The 23,575-nt window shown below is 69.2% G+C and carries 23 protein-coding genes and 1 tRNA gene; 16 read left to right on the top strand and 8 right to left on the bottom strand.

Annotated elements, in window-relative coordinates; translation table 11 throughout:
* Positions 1-6 precede the first annotated feature (6 nt).
* From D1409_RS06790 to D1409_RS06745, 10 genes are all read left to right on the top strand, one after another.
* Positions 7-1,881 carry an SLC13 family permease gene (locus D1409_RS06790; protein WP_123535394.1) on the top strand — a complete coding sequence of 625 codons (1,875 nt, stop codon included), beginning with the start codon at positions 7-9 and terminating at the stop codon, positions 1,879-1,881.
* Positions 1,882-1,956: 75 nt separating this feature from the next.
* Positions 1,957-2,029: transfer RNA gene (locus D1409_RS06785), tRNA-Pro, on the top strand.
* 255 nt (positions 2,030-2,284) lie between these two features.
* Positions 2,285-2,830, top strand: a complete 546-nt coding sequence (locus D1409_RS06780; RefSeq protein ID WP_123535392.1) for a hypothetical protein — start codon at positions 2,285-2,287, stop codon at positions 2,828-2,830.
* A 79-nt stretch (positions 2,831-2,909) separates the two neighbouring features.
* Positions 2,910-5,006 (top strand): minichromosome maintenance protein MCM, encoded by a 2,097-nt coding sequence (locus tag D1409_RS06775; protein ID WP_123535390.1) that lies wholly within the window; start codon positions 2,910-2,912, stop codon positions 5,004-5,006.
* Positions 5,006-5,326, top strand: coding sequence for a DUF7854 family protein (locus D1409_RS06770; protein WP_123535388.1), 321 nt, complete (start codon positions 5,006-5,008; stop codon positions 5,324-5,326). The genes D1409_RS06775 and D1409_RS06770 overlap by 1 nt, the downstream gene beginning before the upstream one ends.
* 94 nt (positions 5,327-5,420) lie before the next feature.
* Entirely contained in the window at positions 5,421-6,002 is a 582-nt protein-coding gene (locus D1409_RS06765) for a DUF7504 family protein (protein ID WP_123535386.1), read from the top strand.
* A 68-nt stretch (positions 6,003-6,070) separates the two neighbouring features.
* On the top strand, positions 6,071-6,409 hold the full coding sequence (locus D1409_RS06760) for a DUF7855 family protein (protein ID WP_123535384.1): 339 nt from the start codon (positions 6,071-6,073) through the stop codon (positions 6,407-6,409).
* Positions 6,406-7,338, top strand: a complete 933-nt coding sequence (locus tag D1409_RS06755) for a DUF7856 family protein (protein ID WP_123535382.1) — start codon at positions 6,406-6,408, stop codon at positions 7,336-7,338. The genes D1409_RS06760 and D1409_RS06755 overlap by 4 nt, the downstream gene beginning before the upstream one ends.
* Positions 7,339-7,413: 75 nt before the next feature.
* Positions 7,414-8,277 carry a DUF7857 domain-containing protein gene (locus D1409_RS06750; RefSeq protein ID WP_123535380.1) on the top strand — a complete coding sequence of 288 codons (864 nt, stop codon included), beginning with the start codon at positions 7,414-7,416 and terminating at the stop codon, positions 8,275-8,277.
* Positions 8,274-8,951 (top strand): MinD/ParA family ATP-binding protein, encoded by a 678-nt coding sequence (locus D1409_RS06745; RefSeq protein WP_123535378.1) that lies wholly within the window; start codon positions 8,274-8,276, stop codon positions 8,949-8,951. The genes D1409_RS06750 and D1409_RS06745 overlap by 4 nt, the downstream gene beginning before the upstream one ends.
* 23 nt (positions 8,952-8,974) lie before the next feature.
* On the opposite strand, the gene D1409_RS06740 is transcribed toward D1409_RS06745, so the two are convergent.
* The 5 genes from D1409_RS06740 to D1409_RS06720 all read right to left on the bottom strand — a co-directional run bounded on the left by D1409_RS06740 (position 8,975) and on the right by D1409_RS06720 (position 15,745).
* Complete coding sequence (locus D1409_RS06740; protein WP_123535376.1) at positions 8,975-10,969, bottom strand: ABC transporter ATP-binding protein; 1,995 nt, start codon at positions 10,967-10,969, stop codon at positions 8,975-8,977.
* A complete protein-coding gene (locus D1409_RS06735) occupies positions 10,966-12,879 on the bottom strand; it encodes an ABC transporter ATP-binding protein (protein ID WP_123535375.1) in 1,914 nt (637 codons plus the stop codon). Before D1409_RS06735 ends, D1409_RS06740 begins: the two co-directional genes overlap by 4 nt.
* A 214-nt stretch (positions 12,880-13,093) precedes the next feature.
* Complete coding sequence (locus D1409_RS06730) at positions 13,094-13,960, bottom strand: transcription initiation factor IIB (RefSeq protein ID WP_123535373.1); 867 nt, start codon at positions 13,958-13,960, stop codon at positions 13,094-13,096.
* Positions 13,961-14,156: 196 nt separating this feature from the next.
* Entirely contained in the window at positions 14,157-14,558 is a 402-nt protein-coding gene (locus D1409_RS06725; RefSeq protein WP_123535371.1) for a hypothetical protein, read from the bottom strand.
* A gap of 149 nt (positions 14,559-14,707) precedes the next feature.
* Complete coding sequence (locus D1409_RS06720; protein ID WP_123535369.1) at positions 14,708-15,745, bottom strand: Gfo/Idh/MocA family protein; 1,038 nt, start codon at positions 15,743-15,745, stop codon at positions 14,708-14,710.
* Between the two features lie 127 nt (positions 15,746-15,872).
* On the opposite strand from D1409_RS06720, the gene D1409_RS06715 reads away from it, so the two are divergent.
* The 4 genes from D1409_RS06715 (at position 15,873) to D1409_RS06700 (ending at position 19,531) form a co-directional block, all read left to right on the top strand.
* Positions 15,873-16,391, top strand: a complete 519-nt coding sequence (locus D1409_RS06715; RefSeq protein ID WP_123535367.1) for a DUF7858 family protein — start codon at positions 15,873-15,875, stop codon at positions 16,389-16,391.
* 152 nt (positions 16,392-16,543) lie between these two features.
* Complete coding sequence (gene hemL, locus D1409_RS06710) at positions 16,544-17,884, top strand: glutamate-1-semialdehyde 2,1-aminomutase (RefSeq protein ID WP_123535365.1); 1,341 nt, start codon at positions 16,544-16,546, stop codon at positions 17,882-17,884.
* An 81-nt stretch (positions 17,885-17,965) separates the two neighbouring features.
* Complete coding sequence (locus tag D1409_RS06705) at positions 17,966-18,622, top strand: DUF7344 domain-containing protein (protein ID WP_123535363.1); 657 nt, start codon at positions 17,966-17,968, stop codon at positions 18,620-18,622.
* 105 nt (positions 18,623-18,727) lie between these two features.
* On the top strand, positions 18,728-19,531 hold the full coding sequence (locus D1409_RS06700) for an HVO_0234 family beta-propeller protein (protein WP_123535361.1): 804 nt from the start codon (positions 18,728-18,730) through the stop codon (positions 19,529-19,531).
* A 13-nt stretch (positions 19,532-19,544) separates the two neighbouring features.
* Here the strand turns inward: D1409_RS06700 and D1409_RS24375 are convergent, their stop codons facing one another.
* The gene (locus D1409_RS24375) at positions 19,545-19,706 is read right to left on the bottom strand and encodes a hypothetical protein (protein WP_164471594.1); all 162 of its coding nucleotides are present in this window, start codon (positions 19,704-19,706) and stop codon (positions 19,545-19,547) included.
* A 208-nt stretch (positions 19,707-19,914) separates the two neighbouring features.
* Between D1409_RS24375 and prs the strand changes: the two genes are divergently transcribed.
* A complete protein-coding gene (gene prs, locus D1409_RS06690; protein ID WP_123535356.1) occupies positions 19,915-20,766 on the top strand; it encodes a ribose-phosphate diphosphokinase in 852 nt (283 codons plus the stop codon).
* A gap of 119 nt (positions 20,767-20,885) precedes the next feature.
* Positions 20,886-21,068, top strand: a complete 183-nt coding sequence (locus D1409_RS06685; RefSeq protein WP_123535354.1) for a hypothetical protein — start codon at positions 20,886-20,888, stop codon at positions 21,066-21,068.
* 1 nt (position 21,069) lies between these two features.
* Here the strand turns inward: D1409_RS06685 and D1409_RS06680 are convergent, their stop codons facing one another.
* Together D1409_RS06680 and ilvD are read right to left on the bottom strand one after the other, a co-directional pair.
* Entirely contained in the window at positions 21,070-21,384 is a 315-nt protein-coding gene (locus D1409_RS06680) for a HalOD1 output domain-containing protein (protein WP_123535352.1), read from the bottom strand.
* 362 nt (positions 21,385-21,746) lie between these two features.
* Complete coding sequence (ilvD, locus tag D1409_RS06675) at positions 21,747-23,486, bottom strand: dihydroxy-acid dehydratase (protein WP_123535350.1); 1,740 nt, start codon at positions 23,484-23,486, stop codon at positions 21,747-21,749.
* Positions 23,487-23,575: the final 89 nt, after the last annotated feature.

The following is a 23,575-nucleotide window of genomic DNA, read 5'->3' as shown; positions in this document are numbered from 1 at the left end:
TGGAACGTGCCATTCGGGATCACCGCGTCCACTGCGTTCGTCTTCCTCGTGATCCTCGTCGCCCTGATCCTCTTCGCCACCGAACCGGTCCCCGTCGACATCACCGCTATCGGCATCCTGATCGCCCTCTTGCTCGTGGAGCCGCTGTCGGCGGTCGCAGCGGATCTCGGCCTGCTCGCCGACGGCCTCGTCGTGCTCTCGGACCCGGCCGCGGGGCTTTCGATGACCGACAACGGCCTCTCCGGGTTCGCCAGTTCGGCGACGCTCACGGTGCTTGCGATGTTCATCCTCTCGGACGGCGTCCAGCGGACCGGCGTCGTCCAGATCCTCGGCTCGAAGATCGCCGGCTTCACCCGCGACAGCGAGGGGCGACAGCTCGGCGCCATCATCGGCCTCGTCAGCCCTATCTCGGGCTTCATCAACAACACCGCCGCGGTCGCCATCCTCCTGCCGATGGTCACCGACCTCGCCCACGAGGGCAAGACCTCGCCGTCGAAACTCCTCATCCCCCTCTCCTACGCGTCGATGTTCGGCGGCATGCTGACGCTCATCGGCACGTCGACGAACATCCTCGCCTCCGAGCTCTCCGGCCGGCTCATCGGCCGCACGTTCACGATGTTCGAGTTCACCCAGCTGGGTATCGTCGTCTCCATCGTCGGGACGATATACCTGCTGACGGTCGGCCGCTGGCTCACGCCCGAGCGCATCCCCGTCGCCAGGGACCTCACTACGGAGTTCGAGATGGGCGAGTACCTCACCGAAGTCGTCGTCCGCGAGGACTCGCCGCTGATCGGAGAGACCGTGCGGGACGCGCTCCGCGACACCGACTTCGACATCGACCTCGTCCAGTTGATCCGCGGCGACCGGGCGTTCACCGGACCGCTCGACCCGAAGACGATCCGGGCGGGCGACGTGTTCGCGGTGCGGACCGACCGCGACACGCTCGTGGCGCTCTCCGACGCCGAGGGATTGGATCTCCTCCCCGAGGTCGAGGTCGACGAGGACGAACTCGAAGTCGCCAACGAGCGCGACAACCTCGTCGAGGTCGTGATCGCGCCGGGGTCGGACCTCGTCGGCGAGACGCTCCGGACGACCAACTTCCGCCAGCGCTACGACGCGACCGTCCTCGCCCTGCGGCGCGGCCAGGAGCTGTTCCGCCAGCGCATGGACCACGTCCGACTGCGCGTCGGCGACACGCTCCTGATCCAGGGGCCCCCCGACAGCATCGAGCGACTCAACGTCAGCCGCGACTTCATCGTCGCCCAGGAGATCGACCGCCCGGACTACCGCCGGTCGAAGATCCCCGTCGCCATCGGCATCGTCGGCGTCGTCGTCGGCGCCGCGGCCGTCGGCCTCCTCCCCATCGTCGTCGCCGCGCTCGCGGGCGCCCTCGCGATGGTGCTCACCGGCTGTCTCAAACCCACCGAGATCTACGACGCCGTCCAGTGGGACGTCGTCTTCCTCCTGGCCGGCGTCATCCCGCTCGGGATCGCCCTGGAGAACACCGGCGGCGCGGATCTCGTCGCCGATCTCGTCGTCGGGTCCGCTTCCTTGCTCCCGCCGCTCGGTGTGCTCGCCATGCTGTACCTCGTCACCGCCGGCCTGACGAACATCATCAGCAACAACGCCAGCGTCGTGCTCATGATCCCCGTCGCCGTCGAGGCCGCCCAGCAGCTCGGCGTCAACACCTTCGCCTTCATCCTCGCGGTCACCTTCGCCGCCTCGACGGCCTTCATGACTCCAGTCGGCTACCAGACCAACCTCTTCGTGTACGGTCCCGGCGGCTACCGCTTCACCGACTACCTCCGCGTCGGCGGCCCCCTCCAGCTGATCTTCGCCGGCGTCACGACTCTCGGAATCGCCTTCTTCTGGGGACTGTGAGCGGACCCGGGAGTCGTCGCGGGCCTCGGGACGCAACGAAACCCTTTCGTCGGTGCCTCCGCAATAGATTCTTGCGGGACCGTGGGGTAGCTTGGTATCCTTTCGGCCTTGGGTGCCGATAACCCCGGTTCGAATCCGGGCGGTCCCATTCTGTCGCGTCCGATCCGTGAGCGACAGCGACAGAAATCCCGCAGACCGCCCGGAATAAACACCCACAGCACTGAGGACCGAATTCTAAGCCAGTTCCCCTTCGAACGACAGATGGCCGACTGGCGCTCGGCCACGGGGCGGACAGCAAGGGCGACCGTACCCTATCTCTCCATCTGTTCTGGACGCGCAGACGGCCGCCGGTCCTAACTGGTTTGGCCGTGTGTACTTTTCTGGAGCGGTCGTAGACCCCCTCATGAGTTCCGCACGCGGCGACTACCCGGTCGCGGAGATGGAAGTGACCGGTGAGGTGGTCGGGGCAGTCGCCGCCGGCGTGGAGACGTTCTCGACCGAGTCGCGGGCGGCGGCCCGGGCTATCCTCGACGAGCGCGGCATCTCGACGGCCGAACCGGGCGAGTGGTACCCCCTCTCCGCGTTCGTCGCCGCGATCGACGCGCTCCACGACCTCGTCGGCGACCACGCGGTCCACGCGCTCGGTCAGCGCATCGCCCGAGCGGTGTCGTTCCCGACCGAACCCGGAGACGTGCCCGAAGCGCTGACGGCCCTCGACGAGGTCTGTCGCGACCAGCACCGCGGGGGCGACGTGGGCGGCTACTCGTTCCGACAGATCGGGGACGCCGACGGTCGGATCGAGTGTCACACGCCCTACGCCTGTGCGTTCGACCGAGGGGTCGTCGAGGGGACGGCGGTCGCCCACGCGGACGGCTTCGTCTGCGTCTGCGAGGTGGGTGCGTGCCGGTCCGAGGGCGCCGACCGCTGTACCTACGAGGTGAGCTGGTAGTCGGGGTCGCGCGTGCGTTCACTTTCACCCCGGTTTGCGAAGGTTCTTACCCGAGGGAGGGGTAAGCTGGGGTCACCCAATGGCGCGCGCCGAGAACACCGAACTGATAGACTCCTTCGAGGAGCTCTATCGGGACTACTACCGCAACGAGATCGGCGAGCTCGCCCAGAAGTATCCGACCGAGCAGAAGTCGCTGTATCTCGACTGGCAGGACATCTACCGCTTCGACCCCGACCTCGCCGACGACGTGCAAAACCACCCCGAAGAGCTTCGCGACTACGCCGAGGAGGCGCTGCGGCTCTACGACCTCCCCGTCGACGTGAAGCTCGGACAGGCCCACGTCCGCGTCCGCAACCTCCCCGAGACCACGGACATCCGCGAGATCCGCGCGGACCACCGCGGACAACTCATCTCCGTGCAGGGCATCGTCCGCAAGGCGACCGACGTCAAGCCCAAGATCACCCAGGCCGCCTTCGAGTGCCAGCGCTGTGGCACGCTCACCCGCATCCCGCAGCAGTCCGGCGACTTCCAGGAGCCCCACGAGTGCCAGGGCTGTGAACGGCAGGGCCCCTTCCGGGTCAACTTCGACCAGTCGGAGTTCATCGACGCCCAGAAGATCCGCGTCCAGGAGTCCCCCGAGGGCCTGCGTGGCGGCGAGACTCCTCAAAATATCGACGTGAACATCGAGGACGACATCACCGGCAACGTCACCGCCGGCGACCACGTCCGCGTCGACGGCGTCCTCAAACTCGACCAGCAGGGCAGCGACCAGGACCAGTCGCCCATGTTCGACGTGTACATGGACGGCTTCTCCGTCGAGATCGAGGACGAGCAGTTCGAGGAGATGGACATCACCGAGGAGGACAAGACGGAGATCATCGAGCTCTCCAGCGAGGACGGCATCTACGAGAAGATGGTCGGCGCCATCGCCCCCTCCATCTACGGCTACGACCGCGAGAAGCTCTCGATGATCCTCCAGCTGTTCTCGGGGGTCACCAAACACCTTCCTGACGAATCTCGTATACGTGGAGACCTCCATATGTTGCTGATAGGCGACCCTGGAACCGGAAAATCTCAGATGTTATCATACATCCAAAATATCGCTCCGCGCTCCGTATACACCTCGGGGAAGGGGTCGTCCTCCGCCGGGCTCACCGCGGCAGCCGTCAGAGACGACTTCGGCGACGGCCAGCAGTGGACGCTCGAAGCGGGCGCGCTCGTCCTCGCCGACCAGGGCATCGCCGCGGTCGACGAGCTCGACAAGATGGCCGCCGACGACCGGTCGGCGATGCACCAGGCGCTGGAACAGCAGGAGATCAGCGTCTCGAAGGCGGGGATCAACGCGACGCTCAAGTCCCGCTGTTCGCTGCTCGGCGCGGCGAACCCGAAGTACGGTCGCTTCGACCAGTACGAGCCCATCAGCGAGCAGATCGACCTCGAACCCGCTCTCATCTCCCGGTTCGACCTGATCTTCACGGTGACGGACCAGCCGAACGAGGCCGAGGACCGGAACCTCGCGGACCACATCCTGCGGACCAACTACGCGGGGGAGCTCCACACCCACCGCGTGGAGTCCGGGACGTCGAACTTCAGCGACGAGGAGGTCGAGAACGTCACGGACGACGTGGCGCCGACCATCGAACCGGAGCTCCTGCGCAAGTACATCGCCCACGCGAAGCGCAGTTGCTACCCGACGATGACCGAGGAGGCGCGCCAGGAGATCGAGGACTTCTACGTCGACCTGCGGACACAGGGCGCCGACGAGGAGGCCGCCGTCCCGGTGACGGCGCGGAAACTGGAGGCCATCGTCCGGCTGGCGGAGGCGTCGGCGCGAGTGCGGCTCTCGGACAAGGTGACCTCCGAGGACGCGTCGCGAGTCATCGACATCGTCCGGTCGTGTATGGAGGACGTGGGCGTCGACCCGGAGACGGGCGAACTCGACGCCGACATGATCGAGGCGGGGACGACCAAGAGCCAGCGCGACCGGATCAAGAACCTCAAGACGCTCATTCAGGAGCTCGAGGACGAGTACGACGACGGCGCGCCGGTGGACGTGGTCGTCGAGCGAGCCGAAGAGGTCGGGATGGACCAGTCCAAGGCCGAACACGAGATCGAACAGCTCAAACAGAAAGGCGAAGTGTACGAGCCGCGGACCGATCACCTACGAACGACCTGATGGACCGGATCTCTGCCCTGCGCAACGTCGAGGACGCGCTCGCCGAGTTCGAGGACGGCGAGATCGACCTGGCGGGGCTGGAGCGGGAGGTCCGGGGGACGCTGCGGACGTACGCGACGGAGTTCGACGGGGAGCTGTCGGCCTACCGGGCACGGAGTGGAAGCGGGAGCGAAGGCGAAGACGCCGACGGCGGCGATACCGCAGCCGCCGTCGACGGCGTCGTCGTCCTCGCCGCCTCGGCCCAGGGCGCTCGCGAGCGGGTTCGCGAACTCGTCGAGCGGCCGGGCGAGTTCACGGTCGAGCGGTTCGACGGCGCGTAGCGCGGCGAGAGCGCGACGGCGGCGGGCCGTAATCGGTCGGAGCGGAAGGATTTTGGTCGCGCCGCGGATAGATATGGAGAACTGATCGACGAGGATGACTGATCTGACCTCCGAACTGGCCGACGCCCGGAACGTGCTGCTGTGTGCTCCGTCGATGACCGGCGGCGAGGCCGAAGCCTGTACCGACCTGTTGATCCCCGACGCTCCGGGGGGTTCGAACGTACTCTGGGTGACCTTCCGCGGGGACGCGACCGACTGCGTCGACCAGTGGTTCGGGGCGACCGACGACCAGCCGGGGAACGCGGCGGTTATCGTCGTCGGCGAATCGCCCGGCGCCCGGCCCGACGGCGTCACCGTCGAACACATCTCGACCCCCAGCGACCTGACGGGGCTCGGCATCGCCATCGGGGAGTTGCTCTCCCAGTGGGACGGCGCGCCGGTGGTGTGTTTCGACTCGCTGACCTCGATGCTCCAGTACGTCGAGGTGGAGACGGCCTACGAGTTCCTGCACGCGATCACCGGCCAGCTCTACGCCGCAGACGCCAAGGCGCACTTCCACATCGACCCGACCGCCCACGACAGCAAGACCGTCGACAGCATCGCCTCGCTGTTCGACGCCGTCGTCGACTTCGGCGACGGCGAGCCCACGATTCGCAAGCGCCACCTCCTTCAGTAGGGGTCCTGATATCGTTTCGTTCAGTTTATCCAATACATTTATGTCGGGTGGCGGTACAATCGCCGCTCGTGTTACTGGTGGTGACGTACTCGCGGGCGGCGCGGGGGACGCTCAGGAACGTCTGCCGGACGCACGAGGAGGTCGTCGTCCGGCGGTTCGGACGGGTCGCCCTGCTGGCCGAGACGGAGTTCGCGGCGTTCCAGGCGCTCCGGCTCCGGGAGAAACACGGCGGCGACGTGCAGATCGAGCGAACCCGCCCGTTCAACGAGTTCGAGGCCGTCGACGCGTCCGTCCGCGAGGCTGCCGCGGCTTACGAGAAACGCGAGGAGGGGGCGCTCCCGTACACGGCGTTCGCCGCCGAGCGTGACCATCCCGACCCCGAACAGATGCGCGAAACCGAGCTATGACCGAAGAGGGGGTTCTGCGACTCGAACTGGGGGACGACGGCGATGAGGACGGCGACGGCGAGCGGACCGTCGACCTCCGCGGGCACGACATCGGGCCGAAGACGGTGGTCGCGGCTATCCGCGCGGCGTCTCGGGACGCGGCCGCGAGTGGAAATCGACCGATAGCGGTCGACTGTCCGACCCCGGGGCCGGTCCACGAGCACGTGGGACTCGTGACGCCATCGACGAACGTCCGTGTGCGGACGGCGCTGGCCGCTGCGGCCCGGTCACGGGGCGGCGAGGCGCCGCAAGACGAGGAACTCGCGGACGTTCGGGAGCGGGTCGCCGACCTGACGGTGCCGGCGCCGCCTGACCTGCAGGCGCCGCGGGAACGGCTGGCGGGCACCGACGACGCCGTCGAGCGGATCCGCGAGCGGGTCGCCGCGCTCCGCGGCCGGGTTCAGGCCGGGCGAGAAGCCGACCGAGACGTGAGCGAACTGGAGGCCGATCTGGCCGAGGCGACGCGCGAACTCGCCGAGCGCGAGACGGAACGGGCGGCCGCCCGCGAGGCGCTGGAGCGGGCCGAGCGACTGGCACGCGAGAGCCGCGACGCCCGCGAGCGCCGCCGGAGACTCGAAGACCGGCGAGCGAACCTCGAACGGCGCGCCCGCGCACACCTCGTGGGCCGGATCCGCGAGGAGTACGAGGCCGCGCTCGCGGCGGTGCCGGGCGGGCCCGAGCGGGCGGGCGAACGGAGTGAGTCCGCCGAAGGGGCGAGCGGCGACGCCGCGAGACGGGTGGACGACCCGCTGGTCGCCGACGGGGTCTGTGCGGCGCTCGCGGTCGGGCGGGTGGCCGCGCTCCGCGCACCGGTCGTGGTGGCCTGCGACCGCTTCGAGACGCCGACGGCGGCCGCGACGTGGCTCGGCGCGCCGGTCGTACGGGTCTGAGCGGCGGGCGAGAGAGCGGGACGTGCCCGTCGTCGGCCCTCGAATTTAAGGCGGAACGGGCGACCAGCGCCCGTCATGGTCACGCTCGACTGGAGTCTCGAACGGAGCGACGGGGTGACGCTCGTCGGTCTCGTCGTCGCCGCGGACCGGCCGGCCAGAGTGCGGGTCGAGAACCGCCTCGACGGGCCGGTCTGGCCGCCGCGGCGCCGTGGGCAACCGGCGGCGGGGTGGGACGACGGTGCGTTCACTGGGCGAGTCCCCGGCGACGGTCGACTGACGGTGGGGTACGCGACCCCCGCACCGCCAGCGGAACCGCCCGCCGCCGTCGTGTCGACAGAGCCGGCGAGTTCCGCCGAGGCGACCGCCGGAGCCAGTGGATCGACGGAACGAAGGGGGGAGGTTCCCGCGGTCGAATCGACGCCGTCAGGGGTCGTCCGCGCGCTCGGTGACCCTGCCGTCCCACGGGACGCCGTACCGGTCCCGGACGCTGCGGACCCCGAGCGGCGACCGGCTGCGTCGACTGACTCGACCGAGCCCGAGTCGAACGACGGCGGAGACGGTGGTTCCCGACGTGACCACCAGGTGTCGGGGGCGCCCGGGACCGACGAGACCGTGGCCGGGGGCGATGTCGGGATCGGGGCCGGAGATGGGGACGGGGACGGAGATGGGGACGGGGCCGGATGGGCGACTACGGCGGGTGAGACGGTCGGCGGACCCGAGCGACTCGTCGTCCCCGGGGCCGTCCGCGCCTGGCTCCGGGACGTCGACGCCAGACTGGCAGCCGCCGACGGGGGACGACGTGTCGAACCGGGCGACGACCGGACACTGGGGCCGGACTCGGCGCTCGTGGGAGCCGTCGAGACGGACCGGAGGGCGTTACGGCGGGTCCGCGAGCGCGTCGACGCGCTCCTCGCGCGGGCCGACCGCAGGGAGCGATGATCCTCGCTGTCGTCGGCGGGAAAGGCGGCGTCGGCAAGTCGACGGTCGCGTACAACCTCGGCGCGGAACTCGACGCGGTGGTCGTCGACGCGGACCTCGCGATGGCGGACCTACCCGCCGGCCGCGGACCGGACCTGCACGACGTGCTCGCGGGGCGGGCCGACCCGACCGAGGCGGTACGAGAGGAGGGAGCGGTGGCACTCCTCCCCTGCGGGCGGTCGCTCACCGGCGCGCGGGCCTGCGAGCCGACGGCGCTCGTGGAGACGGTCGAGCGGGTCAGGGACGAGTACGGCCGCGTCGTCGTTGACTGTCCGGCGGGGATGTGCGGCGACGTGGGCCTCGGACTGCTCGTCGCAGACGCCTGCGTGCTCGTGACCGAACCCGCGCCGCCGGCGCTGGGCGACGCGCTCCGGGCGCGGGCGCTCGCTCGCGAACTCGACGCGGGGCTCGCGGCCATCGTCGTGAACCGGGCCGGCGACGAGACGCCGACGGACCTCGTGGCGCGCGAACTCGGCGGACCGGTGACGAGGGTCCCGGAGTCGGCGGCGGTCCAGCGAGCGCAGGCGGCGGGCGTCCCGGTCGGGGCGAGCGCGCCCGACACGGCGGCGGCCGGGGCGTTCGCCGATCTGGCGGCGACCGTCGAGCGGGCCTGCGGTCACGGTGTTTCGGCGTGACCGGAAGCGGATCCTCGAGGCGGTCAGTCGTCGGTGTCGAGCGCGTCGGCGCGGCGCTCGATCCGGTCGACGAACGCCGGCGGGAGCGACTGGACCTCGCCGACCTGGACCTGCCAGAGGGTGGCGTACAGTCCGTTCCGGTCGAGGAGGTCGGCGTGGCTGCCCTGCTCGGCGACGCGACCGTCGTCGAGGACGACGATGCGGTCGGCGTCTTTGACCGTCGAGAGGCGATGTGCGACGACCAGCGTCGTCCGGTCGGCGACGACGGACTCGATGGAGCGCTGGATGAGCGCCTCGGTCTCGTTGTCGACGTGGCTGGTCGCCTCGTCGAGGACGAGGATTTCGGGGTCGTGGATCATCACACGGGCGAGACAGATCCGCTGGCGCTGGCCGCCGGAGAGCTTCACGCCGCGTTCGCCGATGGTCGTGTCGATGCCGTCGGGCAGGTCCTCGACGAACGAGGCCGCCTCCGCCCGCTCCAGGGCGTCCCAGACGGTTTCCGCGTCGACCGCGGCGGTGCCGTAGGAGACGTTCTCCCGAATCGTCCCCGAGAAGAGGAACGGGTCCTGGCTGATGAACCCGACTGCGTCCCGGAGACTGTCGACCGTGAGGTCGCGGACGTCGTGGCCGTCGACGCGGATGCGGCCCCGGTCGACGTCGTAGAACCTGACGAGCAGTTTCAGCAGGGTCGATTTGCCGGCCCCGGTCGGACCGACGATGCCGACGGTCTCACCCGGGTCGACGTCGAAGGAGACGTCCTCGACGACCGGCCCCGCGTCCGTCGCCGTGACCGGTGCGTCCGCGCGCTCGCTCTCGGGATACGAGAACGTGACGGCTTCGTACGTGACCCGGCCGCGAACGTCGGTCAGTTCCGTCGCGTCTTCGGCTTCCGCGACGGTCGGTGCCGCACGCTGGATGCCGAGGAGCCGTTCGGCGGAGGCGCTGGCGCTGCTGTAACTCTCGATGACGCCCGCGATGTCCTGGAGCGGCCAGCCCATGTGCTGGGTGTAGAGCAGGAAGGTGACGAGGGTCCCCGCGGTCAGCGACGCGGTGAAGGGACCGGGTGGCCCGTTCATCACCCAGTACCCGCCCACGCCGAAGGTGAGCGCGAGGCCGACGCCGGTGAGCGCACGCATCGCGGGGTAGTGATACGACCCGAGGCGGATCGCGTCGAGGAAGGCGTCGACGACGGTCTGAGAGGAGCGCTCCACGCGCTCGCGTTCGAACGGTTCGGCGGTGTACGCCTTGACGACCGAGATGCCGCTGATGGAGTTGCGCAGTTGCGCGTTGAGTTTGCCCTGGGCCTCCCGGACAGCGCCGTAGATTTCGCCGATCTTGCCGGAGAAGTAGTAGTTGGCGACGGCGATGACCGGCGCGACCGACAGCGCGACCAGCGCGAACTGCCAGTTCAGCAGGACCATGTAGAAACTGATCCCCAGCATGAACGCGACGATGGTCATCGCGTCGTCGATGGTGCTGGTGAAGAAGTTCTCCATCGCGTCGACGTCGTTGTTGAGGATGCTCATGACTTCGCCCGTCTGGTGGTCGTCGAAAAAGCCCATCTCCAGGCGCTGGACGGTGTCGTAGGTCTCGACGCGGACGTCGTGCTGGAGGCGGAAGGCGAAGGCCCCCCACGAGAGCGTGCGGAGCCACTTCACTGCCTGCCCGACGACCGAGATGGCGAGGAGGAGGCCCGCGACGACCCAGATCTGTCCGAGCTGGGTCTGCGGGATCCACGCCTGCGGGACGAGCGGCAGTCGGAACTGCTTCGCATCGCTGAACACCGCGTCGAAGGCGTACCCGATCAGGGCGGGCCCCGCCTGCCCCGGCACGATCCACAGCAGTCGGAGCAGGAGGCCTGCGACCGCGAGGTGCCAGTGCGATCGGCCGTACTCCCGGAGGAGCGCGAGCACCGGCCACCTCGCGTCCGCACGATACGGGTCGTCGTCGGAGTCCACAGGGCCGTCGTCGGAATCCGCGGGACCGTCGTCGCTGGATCCGTCGGGGTCGTCACTCATGCGGTATCACCTCGGCGCACCCGCTGGAGGAACGACTCCGGGAGCGCCGTCACGTCCCCGACCTGCACGTGCCAGAGATTGGCGTAGAGGCCGTCACGGGCGAGCAGGTCCTCGTGCGTGCCGCGCTCGACGAGTTCGCCGTCGTCGACAACGAAGATGTGGTCCGCGTCGCGGACCGTCGAGAGGCGGTGGGCGACCATGAAGGTGGTGCGGTCGGCCGCGAGTTCGTCCAGCGTCCGCTGAATGAGCACCTCGGTCTCGTTGTCGACGTGGCTGGTCGCCTCGTCGAAGACGAGAATCGCCGGATCGCGGGCGATGGCGCGGGCGATGGCGATCCGCTGGCGCTGGCCGCCGGAGAGTTTCACGCCTCGCTCGCCCACCTGCGTGTCGTACTCGTCCGGTAACTCGGAGACGAACTCGTGGGCGCCCGCGAGTTTCGCGGCCTCGACGACCGTTTCGTCGTCGACGTCGGGGTGTGCGTAGGCGACGTTCTCCCGGACCGTCCCGTAGAAGAGGAACGGGTCCTGGGAGACGTAGCCGATCGAGTCGCGGAGACTCTCGACGGTGACGTCCCGTACGTCACGACCGTCGACGGTGATCCGTCCCGAATCCGCGTCGTAAAAGCGCACGAGGAGTTTGAGGACGGTCGACTTGCCGGCACCGGTCGATCCGACGATACCGACCGTATCGCCCGCGTCGACGTCGAAGGAGACGCCCTCCAGCGTGGGTTCGTCACGACTCGGGTACGTGAACGTCACGTCGTCGTAGGTGACGACCCCGTCCGGGTCGTCGAGGTCGGCCGCGTCGGAGCGCTCGACGACGCTGTCGTTGGCGACGATGTCGCGCAGGCGCGTCGCCGCGGCCTTCCCGTTCTGGTAGCCGTCGACGACGCGGGCGATGCCCTGCATCGAGGTGAGCAGCGAGCCGACGAACATGTAGAAGGTGAACAGCGCGCCGGGCGTGAGCGTGCCCGTGAAGAACAGCGGCGGCCCGGTGAGCACCCAGATCCCGCCGACGACGATGGTGACCACGCGCCCGAGTTGCGAGACCGTCCGGGAGACCGGATCCATCGTCGCCCCCGCCCAGTGGGCGTCCCACTGTGCCTCTCGGTGGTCCCTGGAGGCCGTGCGAACCCGGTCGCGCTCGGCCGACTCCGTGCCGAATGCCTTGATGACCGAGACGCCGTCGACGTTGTTGTTGAGTCGGCTGTTGAGGTCGCCGACGCGCTCGCGGACCGCCTGGTGTCTGGGTTCGATCCAGTTCGAGAACCAGTAGCTGAGCCCGAAGAGGACGAACGGGACCACGGCGAGGACGACCGCGAGCTGCCAGTTGAGCCAGAGCATGTAGGCGTAGGTGGCGACGGCGGTCATCGTCATGTTCGACCCGCGCGCGAGTACGCCGAACACGAGCGTCTGCACCTCCTGAACGTCGTCGTTCAGGATGCTCATCACTTCGCCGGTGTCGTGTTCGTCGAAGTAGTCCAGTTCCAGGCGCTGGACGGTGTCGAACACCTCCGTCCTGATCTCGTGCTGGAAGGACTGCCCGAAGCGCCCGAGCACTCGCCGACCGAAGAAGTTCACGAGCGCGACCGCCGCGAAACTCCCGCACAGTAGCGCCAGCAGGAGGCGCAACTGGTCGGCCATCGCCGTCGGGAGCCAGGCCCGGGGGACCAGCGGCAGTCGAAACGGGCCCGACCCGAGCAACACCGCGTCGATGGCGAGCCCGATGAGCACCGGTGGCAGGCGCGCCGGGAACTGCTCGACCGTCGTAAAGGTGAGCCCACCGACCAGCTGTTTCCAGTGGGGCCGCGCGTACTCGTCGAAGAGCCACACGACCGGATGGCCCGACCCTTCGTCGCCGTCGCCCGGAACCGGGTCACCCGCCCCGTCCGAATCCACGCTTACACCCATGGATCCACTCCGTTGACACCCCCGTGATTTGAAACGAACGGTGGTGTGTCACCGCCCCTCACCCCGTACGGGTGTTCCGAACCCGCAGAACCAGACAGTTCGAACACGGACGGACCGTCTCACCAGTCTCCGATAACTGTTTGGAGAACTACATTACAGTGATTCGGCTGATAGGTACGAGAGCTGATAATCGATGCGGCCCGGAAAGCGGCGGTCAGGCGTCCTCGGAGAGCGCGTGGTAGGTGGCCCGCAGCGTGACCGGCGTCACGTCGGCGGCGTCGGCGGCCGCCTGCTGGGTGAGCGGGTACTCGCGTTCTGTGGCGGCGGTGTAGAGACAGCCGGCGGCGACGCCCGCGGGGTTGCGCCCGTCGACGTGCCCGCCGTCACGCGCTCGCTGGACCAGTTCGCGGGCGCGCCCTTCGAGTTCCTTCGGGAGGTCGAGGTCGCTGGCGAACCTGGCGAGGTATTCGGCGGGGTCGATGGGTCCCGTCGGGAGGCCGAGTTCGCGGTTCAGCGCGTCGTAGGCCGCGGAGAGTTCCGCCTTCGAGGCGCGGGCCTCACCGACGACTTCGTCGACGGTCCGCGAGACTTCAGCCGTGCGGCAGGTGGCGTACACCGTCGCTGCGGCGAACCCCTCCAGCGAGCGACCCCGGAGGAGGTCCTCGTCCTGTGCGGACTCGAAGAGGACGCAGGAGCGGTCACGGATGTGGTCCGAGAGGCCGAGCGCGCTCACCAGCCGCCGGATCTCGGTGAACCCGTACACCTGGTTGCGCTCGGCTTTCGACCCGATCTTCGTCCGGTTGTGCTGCCGGCGCAGACGGGCCATCCGCCGGCGCTTGCGGCCCTTCAGTCGAGTGGAACGGCCGATCTCCGTCGAGAGACCGCGGTCGTGACGCGAGCGAGTCAGCGGCGCGCCCGTCCGTTCGGGGTTCGTGTCGTCGTCGGCGAACGAGCGCCACTCCGGCCCGTGGTCGATGTTGTCCTCCGCGACCACGAGGCCGCAACTGGCACAGACGGTTTCGCTGTCGTCGCTTCGCAGTCGTCCCTCGCACTCCGGACAGGCGGTGACTGTCGTGCTCATACACGAGCGTTGGCCCGGCAGGGGGTTAATAAACGGTGCGGTAACCCCCGCTCTCCGGCCGTGAGGCCGCCGATCCACATACCGGTTACCGGTAGGTGGTCCCGGCACGGTCGGTTCGCGAAAGGCGGATCGGCGATGCGGTGGGACTACCCCGTAGCGAGCGAGCGGCGGCCGCTGCTCGGCGAGTGCGGTGGGACTACTGCTCGGCGATCCACTCTCTGGCTTCGCCCATGTCGCCGGCCAGCACGTAGGTGTAGTCGAGGTCCTGTGCCTGGTCGACGAACTCCTCCATCTCCATCTCGGAGATGACGCTGTCCCCGGTGACCGACACGCTGTACTCGATGCCCGTCTCGATCGTCTCGGGTATCCACTCCTCCTGCAGCCACTCTTTGTCGGCCTCGTCGTGGGCCTGGATCCCACTCGTGTCGACGAGCAGTTTCGACTTGCCGTTCCAGCGGATCACGTCGAGCAGTTCGTTACACCCGTCGCGGAACTCCTGCCCGGCCGCGAACGCGTCCCACGTGTGAACTATCGCGTCGATGTCGTCGTCGACCTCGATGGTGTACTTCTCCGTGTCTGCCGCTACCTGTGCGGACATGATCTACACTCTCCAGTTCTCCGCCTTCAATCATCCTCGCCAGCTATCAGAGTGCATAAAAGCGGCAGTTCAGGCAATATTATCGGCCGATAGAGTGGACACGGAGTCGTGTGATCGGAGCGATCAGACAGACCGACAGAAGGGCGCCGTCAGTCGCCGCGGATCTCGTCCAGCCGGACCCGCTCGCCGGTCTCGGCGGACCGATAGGCCGCGAGGATGATGTCGATGGCCGCGCGCGCCTGGTAGCCGGGAACCTCGGGTTCCCGACCCTCGCGGACGGCGTCGACGAAGTCCTGCACGACGCCGTCGTGACCCTCGCCGGCCTCGTGCGGGTCGCCCTCGACCTCGCGTTCCTCGGTCTCGGCGCTCCACTTCGACTGCTCACCAGTGCCGACTCTGAAGTCGGTGAGCCCGGCGTCGCCGAGCGAGAACGACCCCTCCGTGCCGTTGATCTCCGTTCGATCCGTGCCGCCCGTGACGGCGGTCGAGACGGCGACGGTGCCGATGGCGCCGTTCTCGAATTGGAGGACCATGGCACCGGTGTCCTCACACTCCAGTTCGCGGGCGAGCGCGCCAGTCTCAGCCTGGACGGACTCGACGCCGCCCATGACCCACTGGAGGGCGTCGAGCGAGTGGATCCCCTGGTTCATGAACGCGCCGCCGTCCATCTCGCGGGTACCCCGCCACTCCGCGGAGTCGTAGTAGCGCTGCGACCGGAACCACTTGAGGTGCGTGTCGCCCAGGATGGGGCGGCCGATCTCCGCCTCCTCGACGGCGCGTCTGGCTCTGCGGACCGCCGGGTCGAAGCGCCGCTGGAACACGCCCGCCAGCGTGACCCCCGCCTCGTCGCAGACCCGAACCATCCGGTCGACGCGCTCGGCGGTCACGTCGAGCGGTTTCTCGCAAAGGACGTGCGCACCAGCCTCGGCGACCGCGGTCGTGACGTCGGCGTGCGTGCCGCTCGGGGTACAGACGCTGACGGCGTCGACGTCCCCCTCCGCGACCATCGTCGCCGGGTCCTCGAACGTCTCGGCCACGTCGTGCTCGTCGGCGAACGTCGCGGCGGCCTCGCTGTCGAGGTCGGCACACGCGGCCAGCGTCGCGCCGTCGGCGGACTGGACGGCCTCGGCGTGCGTGTTCCCGATCCCCGCACAGCCGACGATCCCGTATCTGAGTGGGTCTGCCATGCCAACTCCCGGCGCGGCCAGCGTGAAGTATCTGCCGTCGCCGGAACGGGCTGCTGCCATCAGGGCCCGAGTGGCGGTGTTGTTGGATCGGAAACATTTACATTCGAGATGGACGAAGCCCGGGTCGATGGGGCTCTCGGACATCGCCGCCGGGATCGAGGTGGTCGACGAGCAGCGGGAGGCGGGGGTCGCGACCGTCGACCGCACCGCCGATTCGCTCGCCGAGCGACTGGACCCCTTCGCGGCGGAGTTGCCCTGTTCCCCCGCGGCCGCGGCGACGCTCGTCGAGGCCTACGCGGAGGGCAAGAGCGTCGGCGCGAGCGCGCGAGTCGCGGGAATCCCGCCGACCGACGGCGCGAAGGCGCTCCACCTGTTCGGCGAGAACGTGTCGCCGGTCGGTCCGATGGGCCGCGAGATCGTCTCCGACTGGCTGACCGGGGAGCTGGCCCGGACCGAAGCCGTCGAACTCGCGGGCGTCTCGGACCAGGCGTTCGCGCTCGCCGCGTACGTCGAGACGCACGATCCGATCGAGGGCGCGATGGAAGCCGTCGAGAGCGCGCTCTCCGTCGACGGGAGCGAGTCGGTGTCGACGCGGGACGCGCTCGACGAGACGATGGACGGCATCGGTGACCTCGGCCGGTTTTGAGACGCGCGCGCCGCAGCGACGAGTTCGGTCACGCTCACAGCCACGCCGGAACGATCGAGAACGAACCCGTTCGGGTCCGAAGGGCCGAGGAGGACCCGGAGCGTCCGGCCAACCTCGGTACGCCTTTGGGAGACGAGCGAGAACCGGTGGGTATGAACCACGACCGGTCACGTGACCTCTACGATCGCGCGCTGTCGGTCATGCCGGGCGGCGTCAACTCCGCCGTGCGGGCCGCCGTCGAACCCTATCCCTTCTTCGTCGAGCACGGGGACGGCGGCCACGTCGTCGACGCCGACGGCAACCGCTATATCGACTGGGTCCAGGGGCTGGGCCCGCTCCTGTACGGCCACGACCTCCCCCAGCCGGTCGAGTCGGCGGTCCAGTCGCGAGTCAGCGAGGGGCCGATGTTCGGCGCGCCGACGGAGATCGAGGTCGAACACGCCGAGTTCGTCGCGCGCCACGTCCCCAGCGTCGAGATGATCCGCTTCGTCAACTCCGGCACCGAGGCGACCGTCTCGGCCTGCCGACTCGCCCGCGCCGCGACCGGTCGCGACAAGATCGTCGTCATGCAGGGCGGCTACCACGGCGCCCAGGAGACCACGCTCGTCTCCGGCGAGTACGACGACGTCGAACCGTCCAGCCCGGGGATCCCCGACGAGTTCGCCGAGCACACGCTCGCGATACCGTTCAACGACGAGGCGGCCGCGGCGCGGGTGTTCGAGGACCACGGCGACGACATCGCGGCCGTCCTCGTCGAACCGATCCTCGCGAACATGGGCATCGTCTCGCCCGTCGACGGCTACCACGAGACGCTGCGCGACCTCACCGAGGACAACGGCGCCCTCCTGATCTTCGACGAGGTCATCACCGGCTTCCGCGTCGGCGGCCTCCAGTGCGCCCAGGGGAAGTTCGACGTCGAACCGGACCTGACGACGTTCGGCAAACTCATCGGCGGCGGCTTCCCGGTCGGCGCCATCGGCGGCCCGCCCGAGCTGATCGAGCAGTTCACCCCCTCCGGCGACGTGTTCCAGGCCGGCACCTTCTCCGGGCACCCGGTGACGATGGCCGCCGGGCTCGAATCGCTCCGCTACGCCGCCGAGCACGATGTCCACCAGCACATCAACGACCTCGGCGAGCGACTGCGGACCGGGCTGCAGGAGATCGTCCAGGACCAGGCACCGGAGTACACGGTCGCCGGCACCGAAGGGATCTTCAAAGTGCTCTTCTCGCGAGACGCGCCGAACACGTTCGACGACCACTGCGAAGGAGGCTGTTCCCAGCGACCCGACTGCCCGCGCTTCGACCACTGTCCCAAGAACGCCGCCGAGGTCGCCGCCGGCCAGACCGACCGCTGGCGGCGCGTGTTCTGGGAGGAGATGAAAGAGGATGGCGTGTTCCTCTCGCAGAACCAGTTCGAGGCGCAGTTCGTCACGTACGCGCACACGGAGGACGACGTCGAGGAGACGCTCGAAGCCTACAAGAAGGCGCTGTAGTCGCCGATTCTCCGGGGCCGATTCGAACGGCGACCCGTCTCGCCGGCGTTTATATGGTTCGGGCGAGCGGTTCGGAGTACGATGGAGGTCCCCACGGCGTCGCCGTCGGTGCTGGACGCGCTGTCGGTCGCGACCCGCAGGGTCGCGCTCGCCGTGCTGGTCGACCGCGGGGAGACCGTCACGGTCGACGTGCTCGCGTCGGCGATCGCCGACAGGCGAGCCACGCCGTCTCCCGACGGCGATTCCGACCCCGACCCGGTCCAGAGCACGCTGTATCACGTCCACCTGCCGGTGCTCGCCGAGACGGGGGCGGTGCGGTTCGACCCGGAGACCGGGCTCGTCGGGCACGCGACCGACTCGGCGTTCGACGGCGAGTGGGTCCACCGGTTGATCACCGAACACCCCGACCCGACGTACGACCCGGTGCTCGCCGCGCTCGCCAGCGAGCGCCGTCAGGTCGTCCTGCACGAACTCCTCACCGGCGGGCCGACGAGCGAGAGCGAGCTGGCCGTCGCCGTCGCGGCTCACGAGCGCGGATCCGGTCGGGAGGACGTGCCCGAGGCCGTCTCGGAGGTCGTCTCGCTCTCGCTCGACCACACGCACCTCCCGCTGCTCGCCGACGTCGGGCTCGTGACCCGCGAAGCCGCGACCCGGACGGTCCGCCCGGAGCCAATGCCCTGGCGGGCCGACCCGTGGGTCGCCGCGAGCCCGATCGGCGAGTGGGCGGCCGCGGAGTGACCGCGGAGTGCCCGACGGCGCGAGGGTGCGGGGCTGTCGTCGCCCCCAGCTCGCCCCGAACCGGTGAGGCGGCAGGTTTTCACTCCCGGCCCGCCCAGCGGGCGTATGAGCGCTATCGAGGAGAAGCGGATGTACGGCGACCGCCGCGAGGAGACGGTCGCGTACCTCGCCACCGGACAGGGCGTGGCTACCGTGCGTGTCTCCGGCGACCAGGTCGGCCGATTCGGGCTCGCGCACCGCTGTCTCGCCCGCGACGTGTCCGCCAGCGACGGCGCGGTCGTCGTCGCCACCGACGACGCCGTGCTCGTCGGACCCGAGGCGTTCGACTCGCTCGACTTCGGCCCCGCGGTCGCCGTGAGCGCCGACGGGGACGGCGTGCTCGCCGCCGACGAGTCCGGTCAGGTCTCCCGCTATCGCGACGACGAGTGGGTCACGGTCGGGAGCGTCGGCGATGTCCGCGCGCTCTCCGACGGGTTCGTCGCCGCCGCCGACGGCGTCTTCCGGGTCGACGGCGAGGAACTGGTCGACGTCGGCCTCGACGCCGTCACCGACGTGGCCACCGACGACGGCGTCCCGCTCGCGGCGACCGACGACGGCCTCTACCGACTCGGCAACGGCTGGCTCCGCGAGCGCGACGGGGAGTTCACCGCCGTGGCGGCCGGCGGGGACCACGCGCACGCCGCGACCGCCGACGACCTCTTCGCCCGCGACGGCGACGAGTGGACTCGAGTCGATCTGCCGGTCGACGGCCCCGTCGTCGACGTGGGCTATGGCGAGTGCGTCTACGCCGTGACCGAGACGGGGACCTTCCTCGTCGAGGCCGACCCGGAGACGACCGCCGACGGCGCCGGTGGCTGGCGGTCGCGAGCGCTGGGGCTGCCGGACGTGGCGGCGCTGGCCGTCGCCTGACTGCGGCCCGGATTCACTCCCGATAGCGGGAGAACACTCCGCCGCTGAGCGCCGCGAGCGTCCCCAGCACGCCGAATCCGGCGCCCGACCCCTCGACCGTCTCCTCGGCGACCGGTCCGGCGGAGACGGTCGGACCCGGTGTGGCGTCGGACGTGGTGGTCGGCGCGGGCGCCACCGTCGACGCGACGCGGTCCGCAGCGTCGACTCCGAACCGCTCGACGGCCGTCGGGCGAGCGCCGCCCCTTGCGTGGCCATCGCCTCGACAGTATCGCGAGACGACGGAGCCCCGGTCGCCCCCGGCCCACCGAGTCGCCGGTCGGAGGCCGTCGGTGCTGGCCCTCGCAACCGAAACGGTGTTTACCGGCGAAAGCGACCACCCGCACATGATCGTAAGCGGGTCCACGTCACAGGCGTTCGCGGCCGCACTGGCCGACGCGACGGGTCGGGACCTGGCCGCCGTCGAGTACGACCGCTTCCCCGACGGCGAGCTCCAGGCCACCCTGACCGACTACGCGGCCGACCACGCGGTCGTCGTCGGCTCCACCGTCTCCAGCGACGCCCACGTCGAACTGCTCCAGCTCCAGGACGCCGTCCGCGAGGCCGGCGCCGCCGAAGTGACGACCGTCCTCCCCTACATGGGCTACGCCCGGCAGGACCGGGCGTTCACCGAGGGCGAACCCGTCTCGGCCCGCGCCGTCGCCCGCGCCGTCTCGACCGGCACCGACCGCGTCCTCACCGTCAACCCCCACGAGACGGCCGTCTGTGACTTCTTCACCGTCCCCGCCGAGCCCGTGGACGCCGCCGCCCGCCTCGCCGAACCGCTCCCCGGCGACCTCTCCGACCCGCTCTTCCTCTCGCCCGACGAAGGGGCCGTCGACCTCGCGGCGACGACCCGCGACGCCCACGGCCGCGGCGACCTCGACTACTTCGAGAAGGAGCGCGACTACGACACCGGCACCGTCACCGTCGAACCGAGCGACGCCGCCGTCGCCGGCCGCGACGTGGTGCTGGTCGACGACATCGTCGCGACCGGGTCGACGATGGCCGAAGCGATCGACGTGCTCACGGACCGGGACGCGGCCCGCGTGTTCGTCACGTGCGTCCACCCGATGCTGGCCGCCGACGCCCGGACGAAACTCGAACGCGCCGGCACGACCGCTATCTTCGGCACCGACACCATCGAGCGCCCCGTCAGCACCGTCAGCGCCGCCCCGTCCGTCGCCGAACACCTCTGACTCCGGCGGACGCCCCCGCCCAGACGACTCGTCTCCGAACCGAACTGTCGCCCAGAGACACGTGTCAATACCAGAACCTATAAACGGGGCGTGGGAGAGGTAACAGGTGACACGGACCAATGACAGGGCAGACACAAGAGAAACCGGGGGGGACGGACGAGCCGTCGCTCGGGACGCTCGACCACGACTCGATCGACCGTATCGACGTTCACCTCCAGCGAGCGCTCGCGGCCGAGGACGGCGAGAAGAAAGACTTCCACGTGCGCCACGCGAGGCAGTTGCTCGAAGCCTGCAGGGAGTGAGCTACACCGCGCCGGTGTCGATCTCGAGCCGACCGTCGCCGGTGACCGTCACGGTCGTCCCCGCGTACTCGACGGAGACCCGGACGGCGGGCTCGTCACCCGACCGGACGACGGCGTCGAGGGCGTCGGCGTCCACCGACTCCTGTAACGGCGGGAGCGCCGTTACACTCCTGTTCGTGACCGCCGCCACCGCCTCGGCGACCGCGATGCTCGGGCGGTCACCGTTCTCCCAGTCGTAGTGCTCGAACGCGACGGTCTCTTCTGAACGGTCGGTGTGCTCTTCGACGTCGTCGTCCCCCTGCTTTCCGTCTTTCATATTCGGTATCTGATAGCGGTGTCGAACGGACGGCCAGCTATCCGCAGTGCCCGCACGTTAGGAGGCATTCCGCATATGCCTTGTGTCGCCGATAATCAGTTGTGAAATTAATATGAGGCCTCGTCGACCGCCGCCGTCGGTCCGTCAGTCGCCGACCGCCTCACTCCGTTCGGGAACCGACGACTCCGCCACCGAAAGACTCGCTTCGCTCGATGTTCGACCCTCGCGATATCGGAGATATCGCTCACTTCCGATAGACTCGCTCCGCTCGTCTATCGGCGTTCGAGAAGCCTTCGGCTTCTCTCACTTCCGAAAGGCTCCCTGCGGTCGCCTTTCGACCTTCGCAAACCCTGCGGGTTTGCTCAGTCCCACTGAGCGCCGGGGTTCGTCACTGCGCCGTTGGCCGCGGAGCCGAAGTCGCGGTGATACTTCGCGAGGACGCCGCTGTCGTAGGTCGGTTCCGGGTCGTAGTCTTCCAGTCGGTCCTCGATCTCTTCGTCGGTCAGGTCGACCGAGAGTTCGAGTTCGTCGATGTCGATGGTGATCGTATCGCCGTCCTCGAGTGCGGCGATGGGGCCGCCTACGTACGCCTCGGGGGCGACGTGGCCGATGGAGAACCCGCGCGTCGCGCCGGAGAACCGACCGTCGGTGAACAGCGCCACGTCGTCGGCGTGGCCCTGCCCGGCGACGGCGGAGGTGACGCCGAGCATCTCGCGCATCCCGGGACCGCCGCGGGGCCCCTCGTTGCGGATGCCGATCACGTCGCCGGACTCTATCTTCCCCTCCTGGACGTACTGCATGGCGTTCTCCTCCTCGTCGAAGATGCGGACGGGGCCCTCGTGGCGGCGGTACTCCTCGCCCGAGATCTTGATGACGGCTCCCTCCGGCGCGAGGTTGCCGGTGAGGATGCGGATGGCGCCCTGCTCGTTCTTCGGTTCGTCGACCGTGTAGAGGTAGTCGGCGTCCAGATCCTCGATGGCCGGTGGGTCGTACGCCTCCAGTTCCTCGCCGAGCGTGTTGCCCGTGACCGTCAGCGCGTCACCGTGGATCAGGTCGGCCTCGTAGAGGGCGTTCAGCACGACCGGGACGCCGCCGACCTCGTGGAGGTCGTTCATGACCCGCTCGCCGCCGGGCTGGAGGTCCGCGATCTTCGGCGTGCGCTGGCTGATCTCGTTGAAGTCCTCGATGTCGAGGTCGACGCCGGCCTCGGCCGCGAGCGCGAGCAGGTGCAGGACGGCGTTGGTCGACCCGCCGACCGCGACCTGCAGGGCGATGGCGTTCTCGAAGGACTCCCGCGAGAGGAAGTCGGAGGGCGACCGCCGCGCCTCGACGACCTCCGTCGCGAGTTCGCCGGCCTCACGGGCCACCTCGTAGCGCTCCTCGACCTCCGCCGGCGGGCTGGCGCTGCCCAGCGGCGAGAACCCGAGCGCCTCGGTGATCGAGGCCATCGTGTTGGCGGTGAACATCCCGCCGCAGGAGCCCGCACCGGGGCAGGCCTGCCGTTCCATCTCGTCGAGTTCGTCCTCGCTCATGTCGCCGGTCGCGACGGCGCCCACCCCTTCGAACATGTTCTGGATGGTGATCTCGCGGCCGTCGTGCTCGCCGGGCATGATCGACCCGCCGTAGAGGAACACGGACGGGAGGTCCGTGCGGATGGCGGCCATCATCATGCCGGGCATGTTCTTGTCGCAGCCGCCGATGGTGACGAGCCCGTCCATGCGCTCGCCGAAAGCGACCAGTTCCACGGAGTCGGCGATGACCTCGCGGGAGATGAGCGAGGCCTTCATCCCCTCCGTCCCCATCGAGATGGCGTCGGAGATGGTGATCGTCCCGAACTCGATGGGCATGCCGCCCGCCTCGTCGATGCCGTCGTAGGCGGCGTCGGCGAGGTCGTCCAGGTGCACGTTACAGGGGGTGATGTCCGCCGCCGGGTTGGCGACGCCGACCATCGGCGAGGAGAGGTCGTCGTCGTCGTAGCCCATCGCGCGGAACATCGCTCGGTGCGGCGCCTTCTCGACGCCCTCGGTGACCTCCGAACTCGGGAGGTCCTCGGGTTTCCCCTCCCGCTCGTCGTCGCGGGGTTCGGGTTCCTGTTGGCTCATACCTGCGACTCGGCGCCTGCGCCCTAAACGGTTTCTAACCCGTGGTGAGGACTGTCGTACCCGGCCCGAATCGGTTCGGCCGGTCGGGC

It is taken from the genome of Halosimplex salinum (assembly GCF_003730195.1).
GTDB classification, from domain to species: domain Archaea; phylum Halobacteriota; class Halobacteria; order Halobacteriales; family Haloarculaceae; genus Halosimplex; species Halosimplex salinum.
This window is presented reverse-complemented; position numbering and strand designations above follow the sequence as displayed.